The organism is Achromobacter sp. RTa (assembly GCF_000757485.1).
Taxonomy (GTDB): Bacteria; Pseudomonadota; Gammaproteobacteria; order Burkholderiales; family Burkholderiaceae_B; genus Achromobacter.
This window is the reverse complement of record NZ_JPYO01000027.1, coordinates 474,429-496,225: the sequence shown is the minus strand read 5'-3', so window position 1 is coordinate 496,225 and position 21,797 is coordinate 474,429. Positions and strand designations below refer to the sequence as shown.

General features: G+C 64.6%; 23 protein-coding genes and 3 tRNA genes. 10 read left to right on the top strand and 16 right to left on the bottom strand.

The window, feature by feature from the left end; translation table 11 throughout:
• Positions 1–25: 25 nt before the first annotated feature.
• Positions 26–1,486, top strand: coding sequence for a DEAD/DEAH box helicase (locus tag JL37_RS10415; protein WP_156124263.1), 1,461 nt, complete (start codon positions 26–28; stop codon positions 1,484–1,486).
• 70 nt (positions 1,487–1,556) lie between these two features.
• Here JL37_RS10415 and JL37_RS10410 read toward each other — a convergent pair whose 3' ends face one another.
• Entirely contained in the window at positions 1,557–1,940 is a 384-nt protein-coding gene (locus tag JL37_RS10410; protein ID WP_043543778.1) for a thioredoxin family protein, read from the bottom strand.
• A 64-nt stretch (positions 1,941–2,004) separates the two neighbouring features.
• On the opposite strand from JL37_RS10410, the gene JL37_RS10405 reads away from it, so the two are divergent.
• The 3 genes from JL37_RS10405 (at position 2,005) to JL37_RS10395 (ending at position 4,699) form a co-directional block, all read left to right on the top strand.
• The gene (locus tag JL37_RS10405) at positions 2,005–2,814 is read left to right on the top strand and encodes an EI24 domain-containing protein (RefSeq protein ID WP_043543776.1); all 810 of its coding nucleotides are present in this window, start codon (positions 2,005–2,007) and stop codon (positions 2,812–2,814) included.
• A gap of 36 nt (positions 2,815–2,850) precedes the next feature.
• On the top strand, positions 2,851–3,663 hold the full coding sequence (locus JL37_RS10400) for a molybdopterin-binding protein (protein ID WP_043543775.1): 813 nt from the start codon (positions 2,851–2,853) through the stop codon (positions 3,661–3,663).
• Between the two features lie 172 nt (positions 3,664–3,835).
• The gene (locus JL37_RS10395) at positions 3,836–4,699 is read left to right on the top strand and encodes an IclR family transcriptional regulator (RefSeq protein WP_043543774.1); all 864 of its coding nucleotides are present in this window, start codon (positions 3,836–3,838) and stop codon (positions 4,697–4,699) included.
• 72 nt (positions 4,700–4,771) lie between these two features.
• Here the strand turns inward: JL37_RS10395 and JL37_RS10390 are convergent, their stop codons facing one another.
• Positions 4,772–5,749, bottom strand: a complete 978-nt coding sequence (locus tag JL37_RS10390; RefSeq protein ID WP_043543773.1) for a tripartite tricarboxylate transporter substrate binding protein BugD — start codon at positions 5,747–5,749, stop codon at positions 4,772–4,774.
• Positions 5,750–6,131: 382 nt separating this feature from the next.
• Between JL37_RS10390 and JL37_RS10385 the strand changes: the two genes are divergently transcribed.
• Positions 6,132–6,710 (top strand): phasin family protein, encoded by a 579-nt coding sequence (locus JL37_RS10385; protein ID WP_043543772.1) that lies wholly within the window; start codon positions 6,132–6,134, stop codon positions 6,708–6,710.
• Positions 6,711–7,035: 325 nt separating this feature from the next.
• Here the strand turns inward: JL37_RS10385 and JL37_RS10380 are convergent, their stop codons facing one another.
• The 5 genes from JL37_RS10380 to JL37_RS10360 form a co-directional block, all read right to left on the bottom strand.
• A complete protein-coding gene (locus JL37_RS10380; RefSeq protein ID WP_043543771.1) occupies positions 7,036–8,076 on the bottom strand; it encodes a quinone-dependent dihydroorotate dehydrogenase in 1,041 nt (346 codons plus the stop codon).
• Between the two features lie 70 nt (positions 8,077–8,146).
• Positions 8,147–8,884: an arginyltransferase gene (locus JL37_RS10375; protein WP_043543770.1), complete on the bottom strand. Its 738-nt coding sequence runs from the start codon at positions 8,882–8,884 to the stop codon at positions 8,147–8,149.
• Between the two features lie 41 nt (positions 8,885–8,925).
• Positions 8,926–9,699 carry a leucyl/phenylalanyl-tRNA--protein transferase gene (gene aat / locus JL37_RS10370; RefSeq protein WP_043543769.1) on the bottom strand — a complete coding sequence of 258 codons (774 nt, stop codon included), beginning with the start codon at positions 9,697–9,699 and terminating at the stop codon, positions 8,926–8,928.
• A complete protein-coding gene (locus JL37_RS10365; RefSeq protein WP_043543768.1) occupies positions 9,696–10,277 on the bottom strand; it encodes an NUDIX hydrolase in 582 nt (193 codons plus the stop codon). Before JL37_RS10365 ends, aat begins: the two co-directional genes overlap by 4 nt.
• Positions 10,278–10,287: 10 nt before the next feature.
• Complete coding sequence (locus JL37_RS10360; protein WP_043543767.1) at positions 10,288–11,220, bottom strand: LysR family transcriptional regulator; 933 nt, start codon at positions 11,218–11,220, stop codon at positions 10,288–10,290.
• A 129-nt stretch (positions 11,221–11,349) separates the two neighbouring features.
• On the opposite strand from JL37_RS10360, the gene JL37_RS10355 reads away from it, so the two are divergent.
• On the top strand, positions 11,350–11,751 hold the full coding sequence (locus JL37_RS10355; protein WP_043543766.1) for a DoxX family protein: 402 nt from the start codon (positions 11,350–11,352) through the stop codon (positions 11,749–11,751).
• A 139-nt stretch (positions 11,752–11,890) separates the two neighbouring features.
• Positions 11,891–12,316: a nuclear transport factor 2 family protein gene (locus JL37_RS10350; protein ID WP_052097060.1), complete on the top strand. Its 426-nt coding sequence runs from the start codon at positions 11,891–11,893 to the stop codon at positions 12,314–12,316.
• 18 nt (positions 12,317–12,334) lie between these two features.
• On the opposite strand, the gene JL37_RS10345 is transcribed toward JL37_RS10350, so the two are convergent.
• The 8 genes from JL37_RS10345 to JL37_RS10310 all read right to left on the bottom strand — a co-directional run bounded on the left by JL37_RS10345 (position 12,335) and on the right by JL37_RS10310 (position 18,002).
• Positions 12,335–12,934, bottom strand: coding sequence for a DUF2946 family protein (locus tag JL37_RS10345; protein WP_043543763.1), 600 nt, complete (start codon positions 12,932–12,934; stop codon positions 12,335–12,337).
• Positions 12,935–12,936: 2 nt separating this feature from the next.
• On the bottom strand, positions 12,937–13,260 hold the full coding sequence (locus JL37_RS10340) for a hypothetical protein (RefSeq protein ID WP_231570325.1): 324 nt from the start codon (positions 13,258–13,260) through the stop codon (positions 12,937–12,939).
• Positions 13,261–13,350: 90 nt separating this feature from the next.
• A tRNA-Cys gene (locus tag JL37_RS10335) sits at positions 13,351–13,424 on the bottom strand.
• 53 nt (positions 13,425–13,477) lie between these two features.
• Positions 13,478–13,553: transfer RNA gene (locus JL37_RS10330), tRNA-Gly, on the bottom strand.
• 180 nt (positions 13,554–13,733) lie between these two features.
• Positions 13,734–14,327, bottom strand: a complete 594-nt coding sequence (locus tag JL37_RS10325; RefSeq protein ID WP_043543760.1) for a ProQ/FINO family protein — start codon at positions 14,325–14,327, stop codon at positions 13,734–13,736.
• A 162-nt stretch (positions 14,328–14,489) separates the two neighbouring features.
• Positions 14,490–15,833, bottom strand: coding sequence for an MFS transporter (locus JL37_RS10320; RefSeq protein ID WP_043543759.1), 1,344 nt, complete (start codon positions 15,831–15,833; stop codon positions 14,490–14,492).
• A gap of 83 nt (positions 15,834–15,916) precedes the next feature.
• Positions 15,917–17,104, bottom strand: a complete 1,188-nt coding sequence (locus JL37_RS10315) for a M20 aminoacylase family protein (protein WP_043543757.1) — start codon at positions 17,102–17,104, stop codon at positions 15,917–15,919.
• Positions 17,105–17,189: 85 nt separating this feature from the next.
• On the bottom strand, positions 17,190–18,002 hold the full coding sequence (locus JL37_RS10310; protein WP_043543755.1) for a phytanoyl-CoA dioxygenase family protein: 813 nt from the start codon (positions 18,000–18,002) through the stop codon (positions 17,190–17,192).
• 112 nt (positions 18,003–18,114) lie between these two features.
• Between JL37_RS10310 and JL37_RS10305 the strand changes: the two genes are divergently transcribed.
• A complete protein-coding gene (locus JL37_RS10305; protein WP_043543754.1) occupies positions 18,115–19,047 on the top strand; it encodes a LysR family transcriptional regulator in 933 nt (310 codons plus the stop codon).
• A gap of 130 nt (positions 19,048–19,177) precedes the next feature.
• Here JL37_RS10305 and JL37_RS10300 read toward each other — a convergent pair.
• Positions 19,178–19,253 (bottom strand) — tRNA-Gly (locus tag JL37_RS10300).
• A 345-nt stretch (positions 19,254–19,598) separates the two neighbouring features.
• Here JL37_RS10300 and JL37_RS10295 point away from each other — a divergent pair.
• Together JL37_RS10295 and JL37_RS10290 are read left to right on the top strand one after the other, a co-directional pair.
• Positions 19,599–20,621: a hypothetical protein gene (locus JL37_RS10295; protein ID WP_052097049.1), complete on the top strand. Its 1,023-nt coding sequence runs from the start codon at positions 19,599–19,601 to the stop codon at positions 20,619–20,621.
• Between the two features lie 66 nt (positions 20,622–20,687).
• Positions 20,688–21,749: a 2Fe-2S iron-sulfur cluster-binding protein gene (locus JL37_RS10290; protein WP_043543753.1), complete on the top strand. Its 1,062-nt coding sequence runs from the start codon at positions 20,688–20,690 to the stop codon at positions 21,747–21,749.
• Positions 21,750–21,797 lie beyond the last annotated feature (48 nt).

The window sequence follows — 21,797 nt, the reverse complement described above, 5'->3', positions numbered from 1 at the left end:
TGGTCCCGGTATCTGCCTAACCCTGATGACTGAATCCACCCAACCCGTAGCACCCGCCGCTGAAGCGCCCGCGCCGACGTTCGCCGATTTCGGGCTGCACCCCCTGCTGTTGCAGTCCATCGCCGAAACCGGCTACACCACTCCCACGCCCATCCAGGCACAAGCCATCCCCGTCGTGGTGGAAGGCCGAGACGTCATGGGCGCCGCGCAAACCGGCACAGGCAAGACGGCGGCCTTCACGCTGCCCATCCTGCACCGTCTCATGCCGCTGGCCAACACCAGCGCATCGCCCGCGCGCCATCCGGTGCGCGCGCTGATCCTCACGCCCACGCGTGAACTCGCGGACCAGGTGTACGAAAGCGTCAAGCGCTACAGCAAGCAGACGCCGCTGCGTTCCGCGGTGGTGTTCGGCGGCGTGGATATCGGCCCGCAGAAGGACGCGCTGCGCCGCGGTTGCGAAGTGCTGGTGGCCACGCCGGGCCGCTTGCTCGACCACGTCGAACAAAAGACGGTGAACCTGAGCCAAGTCGGCATCCTGGTGCTCGACGAGGCGGACCGCATGTTGGACATGGGCTTTTTGCCCGACCTGGAGCGCATCATCCGCTTGCTGCCCGCGCAGCGCCAGGGCCTGCTGTTCTCCGCCACGTTCAGCAACGAAATCCGCAAGCTCGGCCGTTCGTACCTGAACCATCCCGTTGAAATCGAAGTCGCCGCGCGCAACGCCACCGCCGCGACGATCACGCAGATCGCGTACAAGATGCCGAGCGACGCCAAGCGCGCCGCCGTCGTGCACCTAGTGAAGTCGCGCGGCCTGAACCAGGTCATCGTGTTCTCCAACACGAAGATCGGCACGGCGCGTCTGGCCCGCGAACTGGAACGCGACGGCGTCAAGGCCGAATCGATCCACGGCGACAAGACCCAGGCCGACCGCATGAAGGCGCTGGAAGCCTTCAAGGCGGGTGAGCTCGAAGTGCTGGTGGCTACCGACGTGGCCGCCCGCGGCCTGGACGTGGCCGGCGTGCCCTGCGTCATCAATTACGACCTGCCGTACAACGCCGAAGACTACGTGCACCGCATTGGCCGCACGGGCCGCGCGGGCGCTTCCGGCGAAGCCATCGCCCTGTTCACGCCCGACGAAGAGCGCTTCCTGCTCGATATCGAAAAACTCATCAAGCGCGAAGTGCCGCGCGGCACCCTGGATGTTCCCGCCGACCTGGTCGCGCGCAGCCATCGCCGCAGCGATGACCGCCGCGGCGGCTCGTCGACGTCGCGCGACGGCCGGGGCGATCGCGGCCGTTCGGCCGACCGCCGGTCCGGCTACCCCTCCAGCACGCCGCGCCAGCCCGTGGACGACTTCTTCCTGAAGCCCTACGAGCCCTCGGCCCCGTCCACGCAGGCCGAAGCCCCCGCGCCCAAGGCCAATGGCGGATCCTCCGCGCCGAAGCGGCAAATCGCCGTGCTGCTGGGCGGCAGCCGCAAGCCCTGAGGCCCGGCGCCCGGCCATGAAAAAACCCGCAGGGCCGAAAGCCCTGCGGGTTTTTTCATGGGGAAGGCGGTCAGGCTACCAGCAGCCGGGGCAGGTCCGGCAATGCCGTGGCGACGGCGGCGCTATGTTCGTCCAGGCTTTCCAGCAAGCGTTCGAGGTGGCCGATGTGCGGCAGCATAGGCCCGTAGAACACCACGCGCGGGCCTATCTGCACCAGCAGCGTGGGGAAGTTCTCGACGTCTTCCTCGCCCAGCAATTCGGCATGGTCTTCGATGTCGATCCATGCGAAAACGTGCTGCGGCATGGCCTCGGCCAGCGCTTGCAGTTTGGGCTTGTATTGTTCGCAGGTATCGCACCAGGCCGCGCAGAAGCAGGCGACCAGCCAGGTGTCGGGCGAGGAGCCCAGGCGAGCGCGCAGCGCGGCTTGGTCGGTATCGGGTACAAGTAGAGACATGTGGGCAGATCAGGGCGTGTTTGACTATCATACCCGGGATGTCCACCCTCTCATTTCCACCGTCATGACCGTTTTGCGCACCGATTCCGCCACGCCCGAGCAGGACCGAATTTCACGCGCCGGCGCGGGCGCGGCCAACGTGGGGCAGGCGTTCAAGCGCGCGCTGGTGTCGCAATGCCATCCGACGATGCTGTTCGCGGTGCTGCTGCCTTTTCTGATTGCGCTGGTGGGCTGCCTGCTGCTCCTGTACCTGTTCTGGACGCCGCTGAACGAATGGCTGGCGGCGGAGGCCGCGCGCTGGGACTTCGTCAATCGGGCCGAGGACTGGATGCTCGCGGTCGGGCTGTTTTCGCTCAAGGTCTACATGATCCCCATCATCGCCGCGGCCATCCTGCTGCCGGTGTCCGGCATCCTGGGCCTGGCGATCGCCGCCGTCTTCGTCATGCCGCTGGTGCTGCGCCACGTGGGCCAGCGCGAATACGCCACCGTGACCCGCCAAGGCAAGTTCTCTACCGCGGTCAGCGTCTGGAACGCAGTCTGGGTGTCTCTTGCGTTCGCCGCGGGGTGGGTGCTGACGCTGCCGCTATGGCTGGTGCCGCCCATGGCCGTGGCGCTGTCGATCTTCTGGTGGGCGTTCGCGTTCTCGCGCATGATGCGCGTGGACGCCATCGTGGAACACGCCAGCCCCGCGGAACGCAAGCTCATCCTGGAACGCAACAACGGCGGTTTCTGGACCATCGGCCTGATCTGTTCGCTGCTGAACCTGCTGCCGCCCGCGTGGGTCATCCTGCCTGTATTTTCTGCCCTGGTCTACGCGCATTACGGGCTGGAAGCGCTCAAGCGCCTGCGCGAGGACCGCGTCATCGACGTCTGACCGGCGTCCTCCCTCTCATACCTAATGGAATCGGACATGGCTGCAGAATCCGCCCGCCGCATCGGCCTCATCATCGTCGGGGATGAAATCCTGTCGGGCCGCCGCCAGGACAAGCATTTTTCCAAGGTCGTCGAACTCCTGGGCGCGCGCGGCATGCAACTGGGCTGGGCCGAAATCCTGCCCGACGACCGCGACACGCTGGTGGCAGCCTACAAGCGCAGTTTCGCCTCGGGCGACGTGGTGTTTTCCTGCGGGGGCATCGGCGGCACTCCGGACGATCACACGCGGCAGGCGGCCGCCGCCGCCCTGGACCTGCCGCTGGCGCTGCATCCCGAGGCCGAGCAGGCCATCGCGCAGCGCGCGGCCGAGATGGCGGCCAAGGGGCAGGGCACGGCCGACATGAGCACCCCCGAGAACCAGCAGCGCCTGCAGATGGGCGTGTTCCCGGAAGGGTGCGAGATCGTGCCGAACCCTTACAACCGGATTCCCGGCTTCTTCATCCGCGACCACACGTTCGTGCCCGGCTTTCCCGTCATGGCGTGGCCGATGCTGGAATGGACGCTGGATACGCGCTATCGTGCGCTGCAGCATGTGCAGGTGCATGCGGAGCATTCCTTCCTGGTATTCAGCATGCCCGAGTCGCGCATCACGCCCGCCATGGTCAGCGTGGAAACGCGCTGGCCCGGCGTGCGCGCCTTCAGCCTGCCCAGCGTCGGCGAAGAGGGCGGCACGCCCCATATCGAGCTGGGCGTAAAGGGGGAGCCCGAGGGAGCGGCAGCGGCCCTGGAGTTCTTGCGAGCGGAGGTGCTGCGCCTGGGAGGGAAGCTCGCCGCGCCTTCCGTAAGCTGATCGGAAGCTGAATAAATGGGGGGCGACCCTGTTTTATTAATAAAAAAACCGGTTGCCAAATGGTCCGGTAAATTTCACAATACGGGAAAGAACTGTTTGCTGCGTCGCCGCAAGGCCGGTTTTTTTCGGTGGAACGGCGCAACTGTCAGCAGGCCCTAGCCCCCGAACCTCCATGGCCCGTCTCCCGTCTTCCCGCAATCCCCTGGACGCCGAAACCGAAGGCGCGTCAGCCCATCCCATCGCCATCCAGGTGATCGAGCGCGCCATGCGCCTGCTCGACGCCCTGGCCGCGCAGCCGGATCCCGTGACGCTCAAGGAACTGTCCGCCACCACCGGCCTGCATGCGTCCACGGCGCACCGCATCCTGAACGACCTGGTCGTGGGCCGCTATGTCGAGCGCGTCGACAACGGCCTGTACCAGCTGGGCATGCGCCTGCTCGAACTCGGTTCGTTGGTGAAGGGGCGGCTGAATGTGCGCGAGGCGGCTATTTCCGCCATGCGCTCGCTGCACAAGCTGACCGGGCAGACCATCAACCTGTCGGTGCAGCAGGGCGACGAAATCGTCTACATCGACCGGGCCTGGAGCGAGCGATCGGGCATGCAGGTGGTGCGCGCCATCGGTGGCCGCGCGCCCTTGCACCTGACTTCCACCGGCAAGCTGTTCCTGTCCACTGGCGATGCCCGGCAGGTCAGGGCGTATGCCCTGCGCACCGGCCTGGCCGGGCATACGCGCAATAGCCTGACCGACCTGGACCGCCTGGAACGCGAACTGGCGCTGGTGCGCCGGCACGGCTACGCGCGGGACAACGAGGAGCTCGAACTAGGCGTGCGCTGCATCGCCGCGGGCATTTTCGACGATACCGGCAAGCTGGTGGCCGGGTTGTCCATCTCGGCGCCGGCGGAGCGCCTGCAGGACGAATGGATCAAGGCGCTGGTCGACACCGCGGCCAGCATTTCGGAAGCGCTGGGCTACGAGCCCTCGGTATCCACGGGTTTCAATGGCCTGGGCATGGCGGCCGAGGCCCTGCGGCCATGAACGCCCAAAAGAAGAAAAGCCCCTTGCGGGGCTTTTCTTCTTTTGGGCGCGCGCGCTCGGGGCGCGCTGTTTTTATTGCTGTTCGACGCCGGCCTTCTTGAACAGCTCGGCCCATTGCGGGACCTGCTGCTTGACCTTGGCTTCGAGGGCTTGCGGATTGGCTTCGGCCGTGAGCACGGTCGCGCCCAGCTGCTTCATGCGTTCCTGGAACTTGGGATCGGCCAGGCCGGCCTGCAGGCTCTTGACCAGCTTGTCCACGACGGGCTTGGGCGTGCCCTTCGGCACCCACATGCCATGCCAGATACCCACTTCGAAACCCTTGTAGCCGGATTCGTCCATGGTCGGCAGCTTGGGCAGCGTGGGAACGCGCTTCAGGCTGGTGACGGCGTAGGCCTTCACCTTGCCGCTGTCGATCTGCTGCGTGGTGTTGGTGGTCTGGTCGCAGAGCAGGTCCACCTGCTTGCCCAGCAGGTCGTTCATGGCCGGCGCGGTGCCCTTGTACGGGATGGTCAGCAATTGCACGCCCAGCGCCTCGACCAGCATGGTGCCGCAGAGGTGGCTGGCGGCGCCGATGCCCGCGTTGGCCAGGGAGACCTTGTCCTTGTTCTTTTTGACGTAGTCGGCCAGTTCCTGGATGTTGTTGGGCGGGAAGTCGGAGCGCGCGATGATGGTCATCGGCACGTCGACCACCAGGCCGATGGGCTCGAAGCTCTTGTAGGGGTCGTACCCCGGATTCTTGTACAGCGACGGCGCGGTCGAGAAGCCGGCGTGCATCAGCAGGACGGAATAGCCGTCGGGCTGGGCGCGCGCCACCTGGGTGGTGCCGATCGTGCCGCCGGCGCCGCCCTTGTTTTCGACCACGACGGTCTGGCCCAGACTCGGCCGCATGGCTTCCGCGAGCGAGCGCGCGACGTTGTCCGTCGGTCCGCCTGCGGCGAACGGCACCACCATGTTGATGGGGCGGTCCGGGTATTCCGCCTGGGCGGCGCCAGCGGCGAGCATGGCGCTTGCCGCGAGCAGGGCCGTAAGCGTGCGGGGGAAGAGGGTCATGAAGTCTCCAATTGCAGGGTTTTGCTTGCTGCGATTTAGTTATTGCCGGGTGACTTATCGGTTGTCTTTGTCTGTCATCAGCATGAAAGCAGTTTAGAAAAGAATTGATACGCCGTCACGTCCGGTATTTCCCCAACCATGAAACATTTGTGCCGGATCAAACGCCGGCGCGGATGCGCACCACCAAAGTGCAATCATTTATTGCACCGCACAAAAACTCCTTGACAAGTATTTTTCCCAGTCTAGAATGTCAATTGTGCAGTGCATCAAACGGGCCGGCGGTAGCTTGTAGTACCAGTTTCCGCGCACGTTTACTTATTTCGTCGCAGACAACCATCCTTATTTGCCGGATTGCCCCCGGCTACCCATCAAGGAGCATTCTATGAGCGCCATTCCCCAACAAGTCCTGGACCGTCAGAAAGCCAGCCTCAATACCCTCGTGGCCGCCCAGTCGGCCGTGTTCGCCGGCTTCGAAAAGCTGGTCGAGCTGAACCTGAAGGTCGTGCGCGCCACCCTGGACGAAGTCGCCCAGAAGTCGCAGCAAGCCACCGAGCTGAAGGATCCGCAGGAAGCCGCCGCTTTCGCCTCGGGCCTGCTGCAGCCGGGCGCTGAAAAGGCCATGGCCTACACCAAGCACGTGTACGACATCGTCGCCGGCGTGCAAGGCAGCTTGGTCAAGCTGACCGAAGAACAGATCGCCGAAAGCCAGCAGCAGCTGAGCGACGTGGTCGACCAGTTCTCCAAGAACGCCCCCACCGGTTCCGAAAGCGCCGTCGCCCTGATCAAGTCCTCGCTGGCCACCGCGAACAGCGCCTACGATTCGATGACCAAGGCCGCCAAGCAGGCCGCCGAAGTCGCCGAATCGAACCTGAACGCCGCCGCCAGCGCGACTTTCAAGGCCGCTACGGACGCCGCCGACGCCGCGACCAAGGTCGCCAGCCGCAGCCGCCGCAGCGCCTAAGTTTTTGGCGCACCATGGTGCGCAAACCGCAGTAATGTAGTACTGTTGAGTGACAGAGCAGAGCTGGAATTAGGGCCACCCACCGGGTGGCCCCTTTTTTTTGCCCGGTTTTCGCGTGTTTCTTTTCTTGTTGTGCCTGACGCCGACGCTTTCTTGTGCCTGACATTGGCGCTTCCTTGTGCCTGGCACCGGCGCTTCCTTGTGTCTGACACCCGTACGAGATGGCCTTGGATCCAAGCCTCTCTTCCCGGGTGTCTGACACCCGCGTAGCACCGGTCCAGCTTATAGATCATCTCGTATGGGTGTCAGACACAAGACCACGTCCTCACCCGGCCACCGCCCGCACGCATTCTCCTACCAGGGCCGGGCCGCGATAGATCAGGCCGGTGTAGAGCTGCACCGCGTCGGCGCCCGCTTCCATCTTTTCCCTGGCCTGCCGCCCCGAGAGCACGCCGCCCACGCCGATGATGGCCAGGCTGTCGCCCAGTTGCTGCTTCAGGCGGCGGATCACCGCCAGCGACAATTCATGCACCGGCGCGCCGGACAGGCCGCCCGCTTCCTCGGCATGCGCCTGGCCCGCGACGGCATCGCGCGAGAGCGTGGTGTTGGTGGCGATGACGCCGTCGATGCCGTGGCGCGGCAGCGTGTCCGCGATGGAATCGATCTGTTCCTGCGTGAGGTCCGGGGCGATCTTCACCGCCATCGGTACGCGGCGCTGGTGTTTGTCCTCCAGCGCCTTGCGCTTGTCCGCAAGCTGCGCGAGCAGCGCCGACAATTCGTCGCCGCCCTGCAGCGCGCGCAGGTTCTTGGTGTTGGGCGACGAGATGTTCACGGTCACGTAGTCGGCATGCGGGTACACGCCTTCCAGGCCGATCAGGTAATCGTCGGCGGCCCGCTCGATCGGGGTGTCGGCGTTTTTGCCGATGTTCAGCCCGAGGATGCCGCCCTGGGTGCGCCATGTGCTGCGCTGCACATTGGCCAGAAAGGCGTCCAGCCCCTGATTATTGAAGCCCAGCCGGTTGATGAGCGCGTTGGCGCGCGGCAACCGGAACATGCGGGGTTTCGGATTGCCGGGCTGCGCGCGCGGCGTGACCGTGCCCACTTCGATAAAGCCGAATCCCAGGTTCCCCAGCGCGTCGATATAGGCGCCGTTCTTGTCCAGCCCCGCGGCCAGCCCGATCGGGTTGGCCAACTGCATCCCCATCAGCGTGCAGGGCGCTTTGGGCTGCGCGTGCAGCAGCTTGCGCGTGGCGCCGCATTCGTAGGCGCGCTGCAGGCCCGACAAGGTGACTTCGTGGGCGGTTTCCGCGTCCATGGCGAAGAGCGCCGGGCGGGCCAGGGGATAGGCGTGGAAGAGGATAGACATGGGGCGGAATTGTAGAGCGAATTTCAGCCGCCTTGCGCCGCGCGGGCGCAGCCGGCCCCGTGCGCCGGAATCAGGCGGACGGAGGCGCGGGCTGGTCGCGCCAGGCGCCGTCGACCAGGAACTGGGCGGGGTGGAAGCTCGACTTGTAGGACATCTTGCGGCTGTCCGCGATCCAGTAGCCCAGATACAGCCAGGGCAGGTTCAGGGTGCGGCACTGCTCGACCTGCCACAGGATGCTGTAGGTGCCCAGGCTGCCGGGAAGATCGGGGTCATAGAACGTGTAGACCGAGGACAGGCCGTCGTCCAGCACGTCGATGATGGACACCATGACCAGGACCCCTTCGGGATCGCGGAACTCCACGAGCCGGGTGTTGACCCGGCTGGTAAGCAGGAATTGCGCGTACTGGGTGCGGCTGTCTTCGTCCATGCCGCCGCCCGGATGGCGGCCCTGCTGGTAGCGCGTGTAGAGCCGGTAGTGCTCTGGGGACCAGGCCAGCTCCGCCACGAAAGATTGCAAGTCCTGGTGCGTACGCCAGGCGCGCCGTTGGCTGCGGTTGGGGGCGAAGCCCGCCGCGTCCACGCGCACCGGGATACAGGCGTGGCAGTTGTCGCAATGAGGGCGGTAGGTGAAGAGCCCGCTGCGGCGGAAGCCTTGTTCCACCAGCTGGGAATATGTGCCCGCGTTGATCAGGTGGCCGGGCGCGGCGACCTGTGACCGGGCCTGGCGACCCGGCAGGTAGCTGCAAGGGTAGGGAGCGGTTGCGTAGAACTGTAGGGTGGAGAAGGGGAGTTCTTTGAGCTGGCTCATGGGCGATCCCGGAAGACGGCGGCAGATCCGTGGCGGGATGGCTACATATTAACGCCTAACCCGGCGCCGGGCGCGGCCTGCGGATGCAGGCGCCCGGCGCTGTCCAACATGCCGCGCGACCAGGGAACGGCGGCCAGCGCCGTGGCCCCGCGGACGTGCTGGAGGAAGGCGGCGCGCGAAATGGGGCGGGCACCCAGGCTCGCCAGGTGGCGCGTCTGCTGCTGGCAGTCGATGCGTTCCACCCCCTGCGCCGCCAGATAGCGCACCAGGTAGGCCAGCGCGATCTTGGAGGCGTTGGGAGCGCGGGTGAACATGGATTCGCCGAAGAACATCCGGCCCAGGCTGATGCCGTAGAGGCCGCCGGCCAGTTCGCCGTCGATCCAGGTTTCGATGCTGTGCACGTAGCCGGCCTCGTGCCAGGCGCAATAGGCCTGCTGCATGGCGCCCGTGATCCACGTGCCGGGCTGTCCGTCGCGGGGCGCGGCGCATTCGGCCATCACCTGTGCGAAAGCGGTGTCCACGCGCACCTGGACGCGCGGCTCGTCCGCGAGTTCCTGGCTGGCGGTCTGCCGCAGCAGCTTGCGCAGGGAGTGCGAAGGCGAGAAGTCCTGGACGGCCAGCACCATGCGGGGGTCGGGACTCCACCACAGGATGGGCTCGCCTTCAGAATACCAAGGGAAGATGCCGTTGGAATAGGCCTGGATGAGCCGGGGGATGGAGAGGTCCGCGCCGGCCGCCAGCAGGCCGTCGGGATCCGTCAGCGCGAACTCGGCTGGCGGGAACGGCGTGTCGACGGCAAGCCAGGGCAGCTTCAACGGTGGGATTCTAGGGTGTAGTGATGAGGGGCGAACACGCCAAGCTTGCGGTCGTCGAAATAGTGGCGCAGCGTCGTGGCCACGGTGCGGAACGCCAGGTCGTCCCAGGGAATCTCGGATTCCTCGTAATAGCGGGCCTCCAGGCTTTCGGGGCCCGGATCCAGGTCGGGAGACACCGATTGCGCCAGGTAGAAGACATGCACCTGGTCGATCTGGGGCAGGTCGATGATGGTGTAGAGATCGCCGAGCTGGATGCGCGCGCCGGCTTCCTCGAGTGTTTCGCGGGCAGCGCCTTGCGCGGTGCTTTCGCCCAGCTCCATGAAGCCGGCGGGCAGTGTCCAGGTGTTGTAGCGCGGTTCGATCGCGCGCCGGCAGAGCAGCACGCGGTTCTCCCAGACCGGCACGGTGCCGACCACCAGGCGGGGGTTCTGGTAATGGATGGCGCCGCAGTGATCGCAGATGTCGCGTTCGCGGTTGTCGCCCTCGGGGACCCGCCGATTGACGGGCGAGCCGCATTGGCTGCAGAAGTGCGAACGGCGCGGCGCGGGGAAATATTCGATGGGCGATTTTGCGGTCATGGGTACGATTCTAACGGCTGCGGCGAGGACTGGCGCGCCGGCCCGTGGCGGGCGGGGACGGAGCGCCGAAACGATCCTCCAGGTGTTCGACGAAGGAGCGCACCTTGGGCGACAGGAAGCGCCGGTGGGGGTAGATCGCGTACATGGAAATAGGGGTGTGCGCATAGTCGGCCAGCAGGGTGACCAGCCGTCCGGCGCGGATATCGTCGCCCACCAGGAATTCGGGCTGCAGGATGATGCCGTGCCCGGCCAGGGCGGCCGTGCGCAGGACGTCGCCGTTATTGGCGCGCAGCGCGGCGTTCACGCGCACCAGGTGGGTCACCCCGTCTTTCTCGAAATGCCATTCGTTGCCGGTGCTGGCATAGGCGTAATGCAGGCAGCGATGCTGCTTGAGCTCCTCCGGCTTGCGGGGCGTGCCGTGGCGCGCCAGATAGGACGGAGCCGCGCAAACCCGCAATTGCTGGGGTGCCAGCGGCCGTGCGACCAGCGATGAATCGAGCAGCGGGCCGATGCGCACCGCCACGTCGAATCCATCTTCCACCAGATCCACCACGCGGTCGTTGAGGTCGAGGTCGATGACCACGTCGGGATAGCGCAGCAGGTATTCGGCGATGGCGGGGCCCAGGTGCAGGATGCCGAACGACACCGGCGCGCTCACCCGCAGGCGGCCGCTGGGCCGTTGCCCTTCGGCCTGCAGCGACAGCTCCAGGTCCGCCACCTCGGCAAGAATGGGCCGCACGCGTTCGTAGAAGGCTCGCCCGGCGTCGGTCATGCTCAGCTTGCGCGTGGTGCGGTTCAGCAGGCGCACGCCGTACTTCTGCTCCAGGTAGGCGATCTGGCGCGTGACCACGGAACGGGCCTGGCCCATCTTGTCGGCTGCCGCCGCGAACGAGCCCAGCTCCACCACCTTGGCAAAGGTCAGCATGGCAGTATGCGTGTCCAAGATTGTTTCCTATCGGGGAACAATAATTTGCAATTCTGCATGTTTATCTTTGTTTTTGGAATCGCAAGAATAGCGTTCCTGAAGAATCTTCCCGTCCTGGGCGATTCCCCACCGCTCAAGGAGAGTGCAATGGTTGATACCCGTACCGCGCCTTATGCCGCGCTGCTGCTGCGCGTGGCGCTCGGCGTCATGTTCTTGGCTCATGGCCTGACCAAGCTGCTGGTCTTCACGCTGCCGGGCACCGCGCAGTTTTTCGCCAAGATCGGCTTTGCCGGCTGGCTGGCGTATCCGGTGACCTTCTTCGAAATCGGCGCGGGCGCGATGCTGATCCTGGGCATCGTGCCACGCTGGGTCGCCGCCATCGCGGTTGTGCAGTTGTTCGTGGCGTCGACCGTGCACTTTGGCAATGGCTGGGGCTTCGGCAACCCGGGCGGCGGCTGGGAATATCCCATCTTCCTCGCCGTGGCGGCCGCCGTGCTGGCGCTGCTCGGCGACGGCAAGTTCGCGCTCGTGAAAAGCGGCCGCGGCTGAACGCTGCAAGCACCAGACTGTCTACTGAAACGGACGTGGCTGGCGGGGCGGCAGGGCCCTAGAATGGCGCGGCCGCCCTTGTTCAATTTCCGGAGTTTCCATGTTCTTGCCCACGTTGTTTTTCAAGCGCGCCGCCGGCATGGCGCTGCTGGCCGTTGCCTTGTCGCCTGCCGCCCATGCGTCCGCCGAGCAGGAGGCCGCCAACAAGGCGGCCGTGCTGGCCTTTTACGAGAAGGGGCTGAACCAGAAGGACGCGGATGCCGCCCTGAAGTACGTGGGCGACCGCTACGTGCAGCACAACCCGAGCGCCGCGGACGGGCCGGAGGGCTTCCGAAAGTTCATCGCCTTCCTGCGCGACAAGTTTCCAAAGTCGCACAGTGAGATCAAGCGAGTCTTCACGGATGGAGACTACGTGATCCTGCATGTGCATGCCGTGCGCGAGCCCGGCGCGCGCGGCAGCGCCATCATCGATATCTTTCGCCTGGAGCAGGGCAAGATCGTCGAGCATTGGGATGCGGTGCAGCCCATCCCCGAGCAAGCCGCCAATTCCAACGGCATGTTCTGAGGCTTGGATGAATGCGGCTCAGGCCGCTTGAGGCGTGGGGGCGGGGTCGAAACCCAGTTCCCGCGCGACGTTCTCTTGCGCGATCGTGGACAGGGGCGCCGCCGGATACGAGCCCGGGAACGCCACCCGGATCGTGTGGCCGGGCGCAAGGCCCGCCAGCGCATCCAGCAGCGGCTCGCCGCCGTCCGTGACCAGCATCTCCAGGAGCTGGGGCAGGTCGCGGTCCAGCACGATGCCGGCGCCCATCGGCGTCGCCGCGTACAGGCGGCCGGCATCGTCCAGCCTCCAGGCGTCGATCGTTTCGACCGAGGCGTTCGTGTGGGTCAGCAGGCCGCGATTGTCGTCGCTCAGGCGCAGCGTGTAGGGAGCTGCATCCAGACGCAGGAACACGCGCTGGGGGCCGTTCTGGAAATACCAGCGGCCCGCCTCGTCGTGTTCGTAGTTGCGGTTGATGAATTCCAGGATCTGGCTGTTGGTGATCGACTCGCCCGGCCCGCCTTGAGCGGACTGGCCCTGCGGATGCAGGCGCCAGCGGCCCCTGGCATCCAGGGATAGCCAGCCGTAGACCGCGGGCACGTCGGGCCAGCGGGCAAGGGCGTCTTTCACCGATTGGTCCATGTTCAGGGACGAATGACGATGGGGGGCGGATTGATGACGATGGCGGGCGCTGGCATCGCGGGAACCACGACCGGCTGTGGCGCATAGCCGTAGCGGTAATCATCCCGGCACTTGCGCTTTTCGTGGTAGTCGCCGTTGCGCTTCCACTTGCGTTCGACTTTACAGGCGCCGTCCCAGTATTGCTCTTTGTACTCGCGGCCGTGCCGATGGCGATGCTTGTCCGAATCGGCCTGCGCGGCAAGAGGCGCCAACGCGAATAGCGCCGCGGCAGACAGGGCCAGCAACGAAGAAGGGGTGCGAGGGCGGGAATTCGAAAGGATGCGCATAGGACCGTCGTCAATTGAAAACGGCGTCACCATAGCAATCATTCGATTGTCGGAGCGTAGGGAAGGGTAACGAGATGCAGGGGGAGTTGCTGGAGGCGCAAGCCGGAATCGAACCGACGTACACGGATTTGCAATCCGCTGCATAACCACTCTGCCATTGCGCCAGCATTTCAAGAAAAAAGGAAGCGCGGTGTTGGCCGTTGCTTCCTTTTGTATTTGGAGCGGGAGACGAGTCTCGAACTCGCGACCTCAACCTTGGCAAGGTTGCGCTCTACCAACTGAGCTACTCCCGCGTATGCATTGCATGCATTATTTGGTGCGATTCCCGAAATTTCTTTCAGAAGGCCGTGTCCACCAAAGACAGCGATTATACACAGAATTTCTGACTTGTGTGGCCAGGCCAAGGCCGCCCAAGAAAAAAAGCGCCCGCGCAGCTTGTGCGCGGGCGCAGTGTGGGTCCTCGCGCCCCGGAATCAGGGCGTTTCGGCGGCCTGCGCCGCGGCGGGTTCCGTCTCGGAGGACTGCGGGGCTGCGGCCTGGGCTTGCGGGGCTGCCGCTTTTTTCGCGGGGCGAGCCTTGGCGCCGGGCCGGCGGCTGGCCTGGCGCCGCGCATACGCCGCTTGCTGTGCGGTCACCTTGCCCACGGGCTGCCCTTGCAGGTCGATGCGGGGCGCATCTTCCGTCAGGCAGGCCCAGTAGCGGCTTCCCTTGCACCATTCGGCAATCGCCTGCTTCAGCTGTTCTTCCGTCATGGCCAGCGCTTCGAGATGCTGGGCGGCATCCGCGAGGATGCCTTCCTTGAGAGGCACCTTGGGCGCGGGATTCTTGGGGAAAGCCAGCGGAAACTGCTTCTGCAGGCGCCAGATCGCTTCGACCGTCGGATCGACGGGCTCGCGCTTCTTGGCGGGTTCCTGCTTTCTTGCGGATTCCCGCTGTTTGCCGGAGTCCCGTTGCTTTCCGGAGTCCCGTTTCTTTGTCTGGCCTGCCGCTTTCGGTTGGGCGGGCGCCGCTTGCTGAGCTTGCGCCCGAAGCTGGTCTCGCAGGTCGGCAAGTTTTTCAAAACCCATTGTTCGTTCCAACACCTCTGATTTGTGCAACCAGAAGGTTAACCCATGTGCGTGAACGTAGCGTTGGACCGTTGTTGCAAGTAAGCCGCTGGCGACGGGGCAGGCCTGACCAATCCCGCCTCCGGCTTACCCACTCCGTCGCCGTGGATTATCCTGCCGGGCTCAACGCGGCGGCTGGTCGATATCTTCGCCGGTCCGGTCGCGTATCCACAGCAGGACCAGCGTGGACAAGGCGACCGTCGCCATCATGTACCAGGCGGGCGCCAAGGGCTGCCCCGTCACCTGCAATAGCCAGGTGACAAAGAACTGGGCAAAGCCGCCGAACACGGAAACTCCGATTCCATAGGCCGCGGCCATGCCGCTGGTACGTACCGATTTGGGGAACATCTCCGGCAGCATGGTGATGCCGGGAACCGTCTGCAGCGTCAGTAGCACCGACAGCAAGCCGATGAGCAGCAGCAGGTTGGCGAGCGTGGGGGCGGCGTTCAACCATTGGAAGCAGGGCACGATCACCGCCAGGGTCAGCAGGCGCGAACAGAAGATCACCCGCTTGCGTCCGTAGCAATCGGCGAGCCAGCCCACCAGCGGCGACAACAGGAAGCAGACGACCCCAACCACTACGCTGGCCAGCAGGCTGGACGTGGTGGGCAAACCCAGCACCCGGGCCGCATAGGACGGCATATAGAAGGCAATGATCTGCGTCGACACCATGGCGCCCAGCATCAGCAGCACGCTCTTGAGCAACGTCAGCTTGTGGCGGCCGAAGAGCTCCCGCAGGGGGCTGCTGCGGGCCGCCCGTTCCTTGGCCTGCCGGCTGAGGGACGCCGGCAGGCCCGTCACCAGCGTGTCTTCCAGGTGGCGGCGGATATACCAGCCGACGGGAGCGGTAAGCATGCCGATGAAAAATGGCACTCGCCAGCCCCACTCGTTCATCGCCTGGCCGTCCAGCCCCGCCACCAATGCCGCAACCATGATCGCGCCGAGGAATACCCCCAGCGACTGACTGCCGAATTGCCAACTGGCGTAGTAGCCCCGCTGCGATGGCGGCGCATGTTCGACGAGAAGGGTGGTGGCGGCTCCGACCTCGCCGCCGGCGGCGAAGCCTTGGATCAGGCGAGCCAATACGATGACCACGGGCGCAATGACGCCGATCTGTCCGTAGGTCGGCGTCAAGGCCATCATGCCGCAACCCAGTCCCATCAGGAACAGGGTCAGGGTCATCGCCGACCTCCGGCCAAAGCGGTCGGCGTAGGAGCCGATGAGCAGCGCGCCGACCGGGCGCATCAGGAATCCCACACCGAAGGTCGCGGTGGTCAGGAGCAGTTGGCCGTAAGCGGACGCCTCGGGGAAAAACAATGGGCCGATGAACAGCATCAGAAAACTGAAAACGGTGAAGTCGAAAAACTCCAGGGCATTGCCGATGGTGGTGCCGGCAATCACCCGGCGGCGGGAAACCTGCATATTCGTCTCCGCAAGCGGTGCGAGGACTTCGGAAATCGCGGCCATGACATTCTCCTGACTAGGGATGCGCGTCTACCAGCGGCCGGGCCTGGACTGGGCCGGCCGGAACGAACTGCGGCGGCGAGGAATCAGCCGGCGGGCTTGAGAAACGCGCTCACCAGCTTCACCCAGTAGCTGGCTCCATAGGGCAGGGAGGCGTCATTGAAGTCATAGGCGGGGTTGTGCAACAGGCAGCCGCCCTCGGCTCCCTCGCCGTTACCCATGATCAGGTAGCTGCCGGGGCAGGCCTGCAGCATGAAGGAGAAGTCTTCGCTACAGGTCATCGGCTGCATATCGGCGACCAGTCCATCCTCACCCAGCCACTCGAGGGCTACCTCGCGGGCCAACGCCGTTTCCCGCGGGTGGTTGTAGAGCACCGGAAACGCATTGGCGCTGACCGATACGTCCGCCGTCGCTCCGAAGGCCTCGGCCTGGGCATGGGTCAACGCTTCGATACGCTGCAACAAGAGCCGGCGGGTGGATTCCTTCAACGCCCTGACCGTCACCGCCAGTTCCACGCTGGTCGGCACCACGGTGGAACTGGTGCCGCCATGGATAGACCCGACCCCCACCACCCCCATATCGAGAGGAGGCATGTTGCGAGCCACCACGGTCTGCAGCACCATGATCAGCGAGGCCGCGGCGACCACTGGGTCCACCGTGTCCTGCGGCATGGCGCCGTGTCCGCCACGGCCATACAGGCGGATCGTCACGGTATCGGCCGAGGCCATGAACGGCCCCGACAGGAAGCCGAACTTGCCCACCGGCAGCCCCGGCCAGTTGTGCATGGCGAATACCGCGTCACAGGGGAACAGCTGGAACAGGCCCTCTTCGACCATCTTCCGCGCGCCCAGATATCCTTCTTCGGCGGGTTGGAAGATCAGGCGCACGGCGCCATCGAAGTCGATGCTCTGGGCCAGGCACTGGCCGGCAGCCAATAGCATCGCTGTGTGTCCGTCGTGGCCGCAGGCGTGCATTTTTCCATCATGGCGGCTCGCATAGGGCAAGCTGCTGGCCTCCACGATCGGCAGCGCGTCCATATCCGCGCGCAGGCCGATGACCCGGCCGCCTCGGCCCTTGCGCAGCGTTGCCACGACGCCGGTGCCCGCCAGTCCGTGGTGGACTTCATAACCCCAGCCGCGTAGCTTGTCGGCGACCAGCTGGCTGGTTTCGAACTCTTCGTAGCTCAGTTCAGGATGGGCATGCAGATGCTGGCGAAGCGCGACCATGGACGGCGTCACGTCGCGAACCTCGGGAAGGATCGTTTGGCACGACATTGCTGTCTCCTCAGCAGTGGTGGGAGGCCCGATCGTCGGCGGACGCCGCGTCAGGCTCTTTATCGATCTAGCAAGCGAGTGGCGCTCAGGCTTTCGGCCAGATCCGCGGGAACCAGTCCTGGCGCAGGCGTTGGCCAGGCTGCATGCCGTGGCCGGGGTACGGCGGGGACGTCCTGCCAGGCCTCTCGGCGTATCGCACGTCCTCGCCCAGCCAACGCAGCGACAACACGCGCCGGCGGTCCTGGCTGAGGTTGCCGCGCGCGCCGTGCACGGTGCGGAAGTCGAACAACACTGCGTCCCCCGGTTCCATTTCCCACTCCAGCACCCGCATGTCCGGGTCGACGTCGGGGTTCGGCACCGGCCGATAGCGGCTGACGTCCTCGTAGAAGCTGGTGTCGTCCTTCCAGCGCAGCGGCAGCACCCATTGGGACCATTGGTGGGAGCCCGCGATCAAGCGCAAAGTGGCCTCCTGCACCGGATCCACCGGGATCCATAGGCTTACGGTCTGCTCGCCGTCGAGAAAGTAGTAGGGAATGTCCTGGTGCCAGGGCGTCGGCTTCTGGGTCCCCGGTTCCTTGACCAGGACGTGATCGTGGAAGAACTGGGCGCTGGGAGACTGCATGACTGCCGCGGCGATCGCGGCCGCGGGCGACTCCCGGACGATGCTGGAAAACTCGGGGATGCGCTCCCAGTTGCAATAGTCGTCGAAAAAGCCTCCGGGCTCGCCGGCCGCGACCACGTTGGTGGCGTAGGGGCCCGGTTCAAGCTGATTGCGCGCGATGCCGTCGGCGATCGGCCCGATCCAGTCCTTGAACGCGCCGCGCAGACAGATTGCGCCGTCGCGCTGGAAATCCGAGATGGCCGCCGTTGATACCAAGGGGGCGACTGACTTGTTCATTAGGGGCTCCTTGTAGAGGGCCGCCATGATCGCGGCGACCACCGCTGGACTATTCCCCAGGCTTTTCAAAAAATAAAATAATATGTTCGGATCTGACTCCTCGGGTTTTCTTATGAAGATCAGCTTGCGCCACATCCGTTGTGCCCTGGCAGTCACGCGCCACGGCAACATCACACAAGCAGCCGAGCACCTGAATGTGTCGCAGCCGGCGGTTTCCGCCGCCCTCAATGAGTTGGAAGAGCATCTGGGGCAGGTGCTGTTCGTTCGCCAGCGCGGCCAGGGCGTGACCTTGACGCCGTTCGGCCGCCAGGCAATGGACAAGGCCCTGCGGGTCATGGCCAGCGTGCATGAGTTCGAGCATCTTGCGGAGAGCGGCGATACCCTGTCAGGCGATCTGATGCTCGGTTGCTTCGAGGATCTGGCTCCCTATTGCCTGCCGCAGTTGCTGCGCGGGCTGAAGGAACGCCACCCGGCGATGGCGGTGACGATCCGTGAATATGGTTTTGACCAGATCGGCAAACAGCTCGGCAACGGAACCTTGGACGCGGCGCTCAGCTACGATCTCGGACTACCGGAAGGTATCCAGAGCACGGTGCTCTGCGAACTCGCGGCCTATGCGCTGCTGCCCGCCGAGCATCCGCTGGCCCGTCACAGCAAGGTCAGCCTGCGTCAGCTTTGCGACCATCCCCTGGTGCTGACGGAGCAGGCCTATAGCTCGCAGCACTTTCTGGATTTGTTCCGGTTCCACGGACTGCAACCGCGAAGCCTCAGCAAGACTTATTCGTTCGAATTGCAGCGAGGCCTGGTGGCCAATGGCTTTGGCGTGGCCGTGGCCTATACCAGGCCCTTTGGCGATCACAGCTACGACGGCCAGCCGCTGGCGGTCCGTCCTATTGCCGATCCGCTGCCGCTGCAACGCATTGTGTTGGCCCAGCCCCGCGGCCGTTGCGATTCGCCGCTGGTCAATGCGTTGCGGGAGCAGGCGCTCCAGTGGTTCGCGGAGAATCCGGTGTTTGGGTGGCGGGCGCAGAGTTTGCAGCCGTAGATGCCCTGTATCGGGCGCTGCCCCCGGGGAGGCATTTCTGTCTTGGGGCGGCCCGGAAACAAAAAAAGGAGCCGAGGCTCCTTTTCTTTGTGATTCCATGGGGTCGTCAGGACTTCCATGGAAAAAATCCTGGAGCGGGAGACGAGTCTCGAACTCGCGACCTCAACCTTGGCAAGGTTGCGCTCTACCAACTGAGCTACTCCCGCATTTCCCGCGCCGAACGCCATCTGGATCCATGCGGTCAGAAGGCTGTTCTTTGCAAGAGAGGCGGAAGTATACCCAAATTTTGAAAGTTTGCACGCGCGCAGGGGAAACGGACGGCCCCCGTCCGGTCCCGTGCCTGATGAGGGATGTGAGGGCGGCCCCTGGTTGATCTATGTCAACGTTCCTGCTTTGCGTTGATGGACATCGCCGAGCCTCCGGTTCCATACTCTGCACCAGATAACGTGATACAAAAAAATAGAAGATCAAATAAATTCAGTATCAAATAATCTGGTCGCGATACCTCGCGATTGAACCGTGCCAAGCACGATCAAGGAGGAGATGGAGCAATGGAAAAGCAACGCTATGCGGACATGCAGGAATTGCCGCCCCCGATAGAGCAACCCAACGTATATCCCTTGTCCTGGGTCTGTAAGACCAAGAAACTGCAGGAGGTCTGGGAGGCGTCCTTGCGGGAGGCCTGGGATCCGGAAAAGCTGCCCTGGGACACCTTGGACCTGGAAAGCTATACCTGGGAAGAGCGGGAGTCGATCGCCTATTGGTGGACGCTGTTGTCCGTGTTCGACGCCTCGGCGCCGCCCGTCTTCGCCGAGGCGCTGATCAAGACCTACGAGGTGCACGAAGAGGACGTGGTCCGCAAATGCTTCTTCTCCGTCACGCGCGACGAGCAGAACCACGAGATCATGTGCGGCCAGGCGATTACCCGCCTGCTCGGCCATTCCGATCCGCTGACCTACACGCCCAAGACCGAATTGGGAAAGCGCCTGCAGAAAAATGCCCAATGGCTGTACTTCAACGGTTCGCGTTACTGGACCGGCTACAAGAAAGCCGTGCCCAAGTACGATCTTGCGGTGCTGTTCAGCTCATTCCTGATGGGCGAGATCGCGGCCGCGACGATCTTCAAGCAGATGTACGAAAACTCCCGTGAGATCGTGTTCAAGGAGGGCTTCAAGAACATCGGCCGCGACGAGGGCCGCCACATGGCCATTTGCATGGCCGTCATGGAGCGCGATTATCCCGGGCTCAAGGACGACATCAAGGCCGTGGTGACCAAGCAGATCCGCGCCGGCTACCTGTTCCTGTCCGCCGTGCTTTTCGAGCCGCCGATGGAGTTCTGGGATCTGCCCTCCGATTTCATCGCGAACCAGCGAGAGGCGGAGGAGGTGGCGCGCGCCGCGGGCTTCGGCATCCCCAGCTATGAAGCCAAGCTGGAGAACTGGCGCAACGCGATGATCAACCTGAAAAGCGTGCTGGACCGGTACAACATCCCGTTCCCGGCCATTCCCGAGGTCGGCATAACGGGCCAGGAAGTGTCCGACGTGGACCTGGAAGACATCATCCCGGTGTTCTGACCCTAAGGCGTGGCGGCCGGCGCGCGCGTCGCGTGGCGCCGGCCCTGCTGGGAGCGGCCGAAAGACATGGCAATAATCACGATACAACCGTCCGGCAAGGCGGTGGAATGCGCGTCCGGCGACACGGTGCTTACCGCGTTGGAGCGGGCGGGGTATGCACTACCGAACAACTGCCGCGCGGGGGCCTGCGGTGAATGCAAGGTCAAGGTGCTTGCCGGCGCCTTTGACCAGGGCACCGTGCTCGACATGGCCTTGACCGCCGACGAGCGCGCCCAGGGCTATGGCCTCATGTGCATGGCCAAGCCGCTGGAGGACAGTCTAGAGATCGAGTGGGGAACGGCCGACGCGCGGCCCAAGCTCTTTCCGCCCCGCGAAAACGCCCTGTTCGTGGTGACGGACAAGAGGCTGCTTACTCCGCGAGTCATGGAGTTGCGCTTGCGGCCCTTGGGCAAGCCCATGCGTTATTGGCCAGGGCAATACGTGATGCTCGGCGATCCCGGCGCCGGGATCGCCCCGCGGGCGTACTCGATCTCGAATGCGCCGCGCCCCGACGGCGAACTGGTCCTGCAGATCGCCCGGATGGATGGCGGCGCCACCAGCTCATGGGCGCACGCAACGCTGACGCCGGGCGACAGCGTCAAGCTTTCAGGGCCGTACGGCACGTTCATCGGGGATCCCGCCGTGGAGTCCCCCATACTCTGCCTTGCCGCCGGCACCGGCCTGGCTCCGATTCTCGCCTTGACCGAAGCCGCGATGCGCCGCGGATTCCGGCAGCCGGTCATGCTGGTGATCTCGGCGCGCACGCGCGCCGACGTATACGGCCTCGGCATGTTGGCCTGGTGGCGGACCAAGCATCGAAAATTCGATTATCGGCTCGCATTGACCCGCGAAGCGGGCGGCGATTGTCTTTCCGGCCGCATCGGGGAGGTGCTGCCCTCCGTGTTCGCGGACTTGTCCAGGCATACGGTATTCGCGGCCGGCAGCCCCGGTTTTGTCGCATCGAGCGTTGAGGCCGCCTTGCGGCAAGGGGCGAGACCGGAGGCGATATTCACGGAAGGTTTCAATGCCCAGCAGCGGCCGACGGTGGTGGATGACGAGCATCTGATGCTAGGCCCCGGCGCTTCCTGAACGGGCTCGGGCCTCGGCCTGGCCCGTATTTATATCCATTTGTTTCTC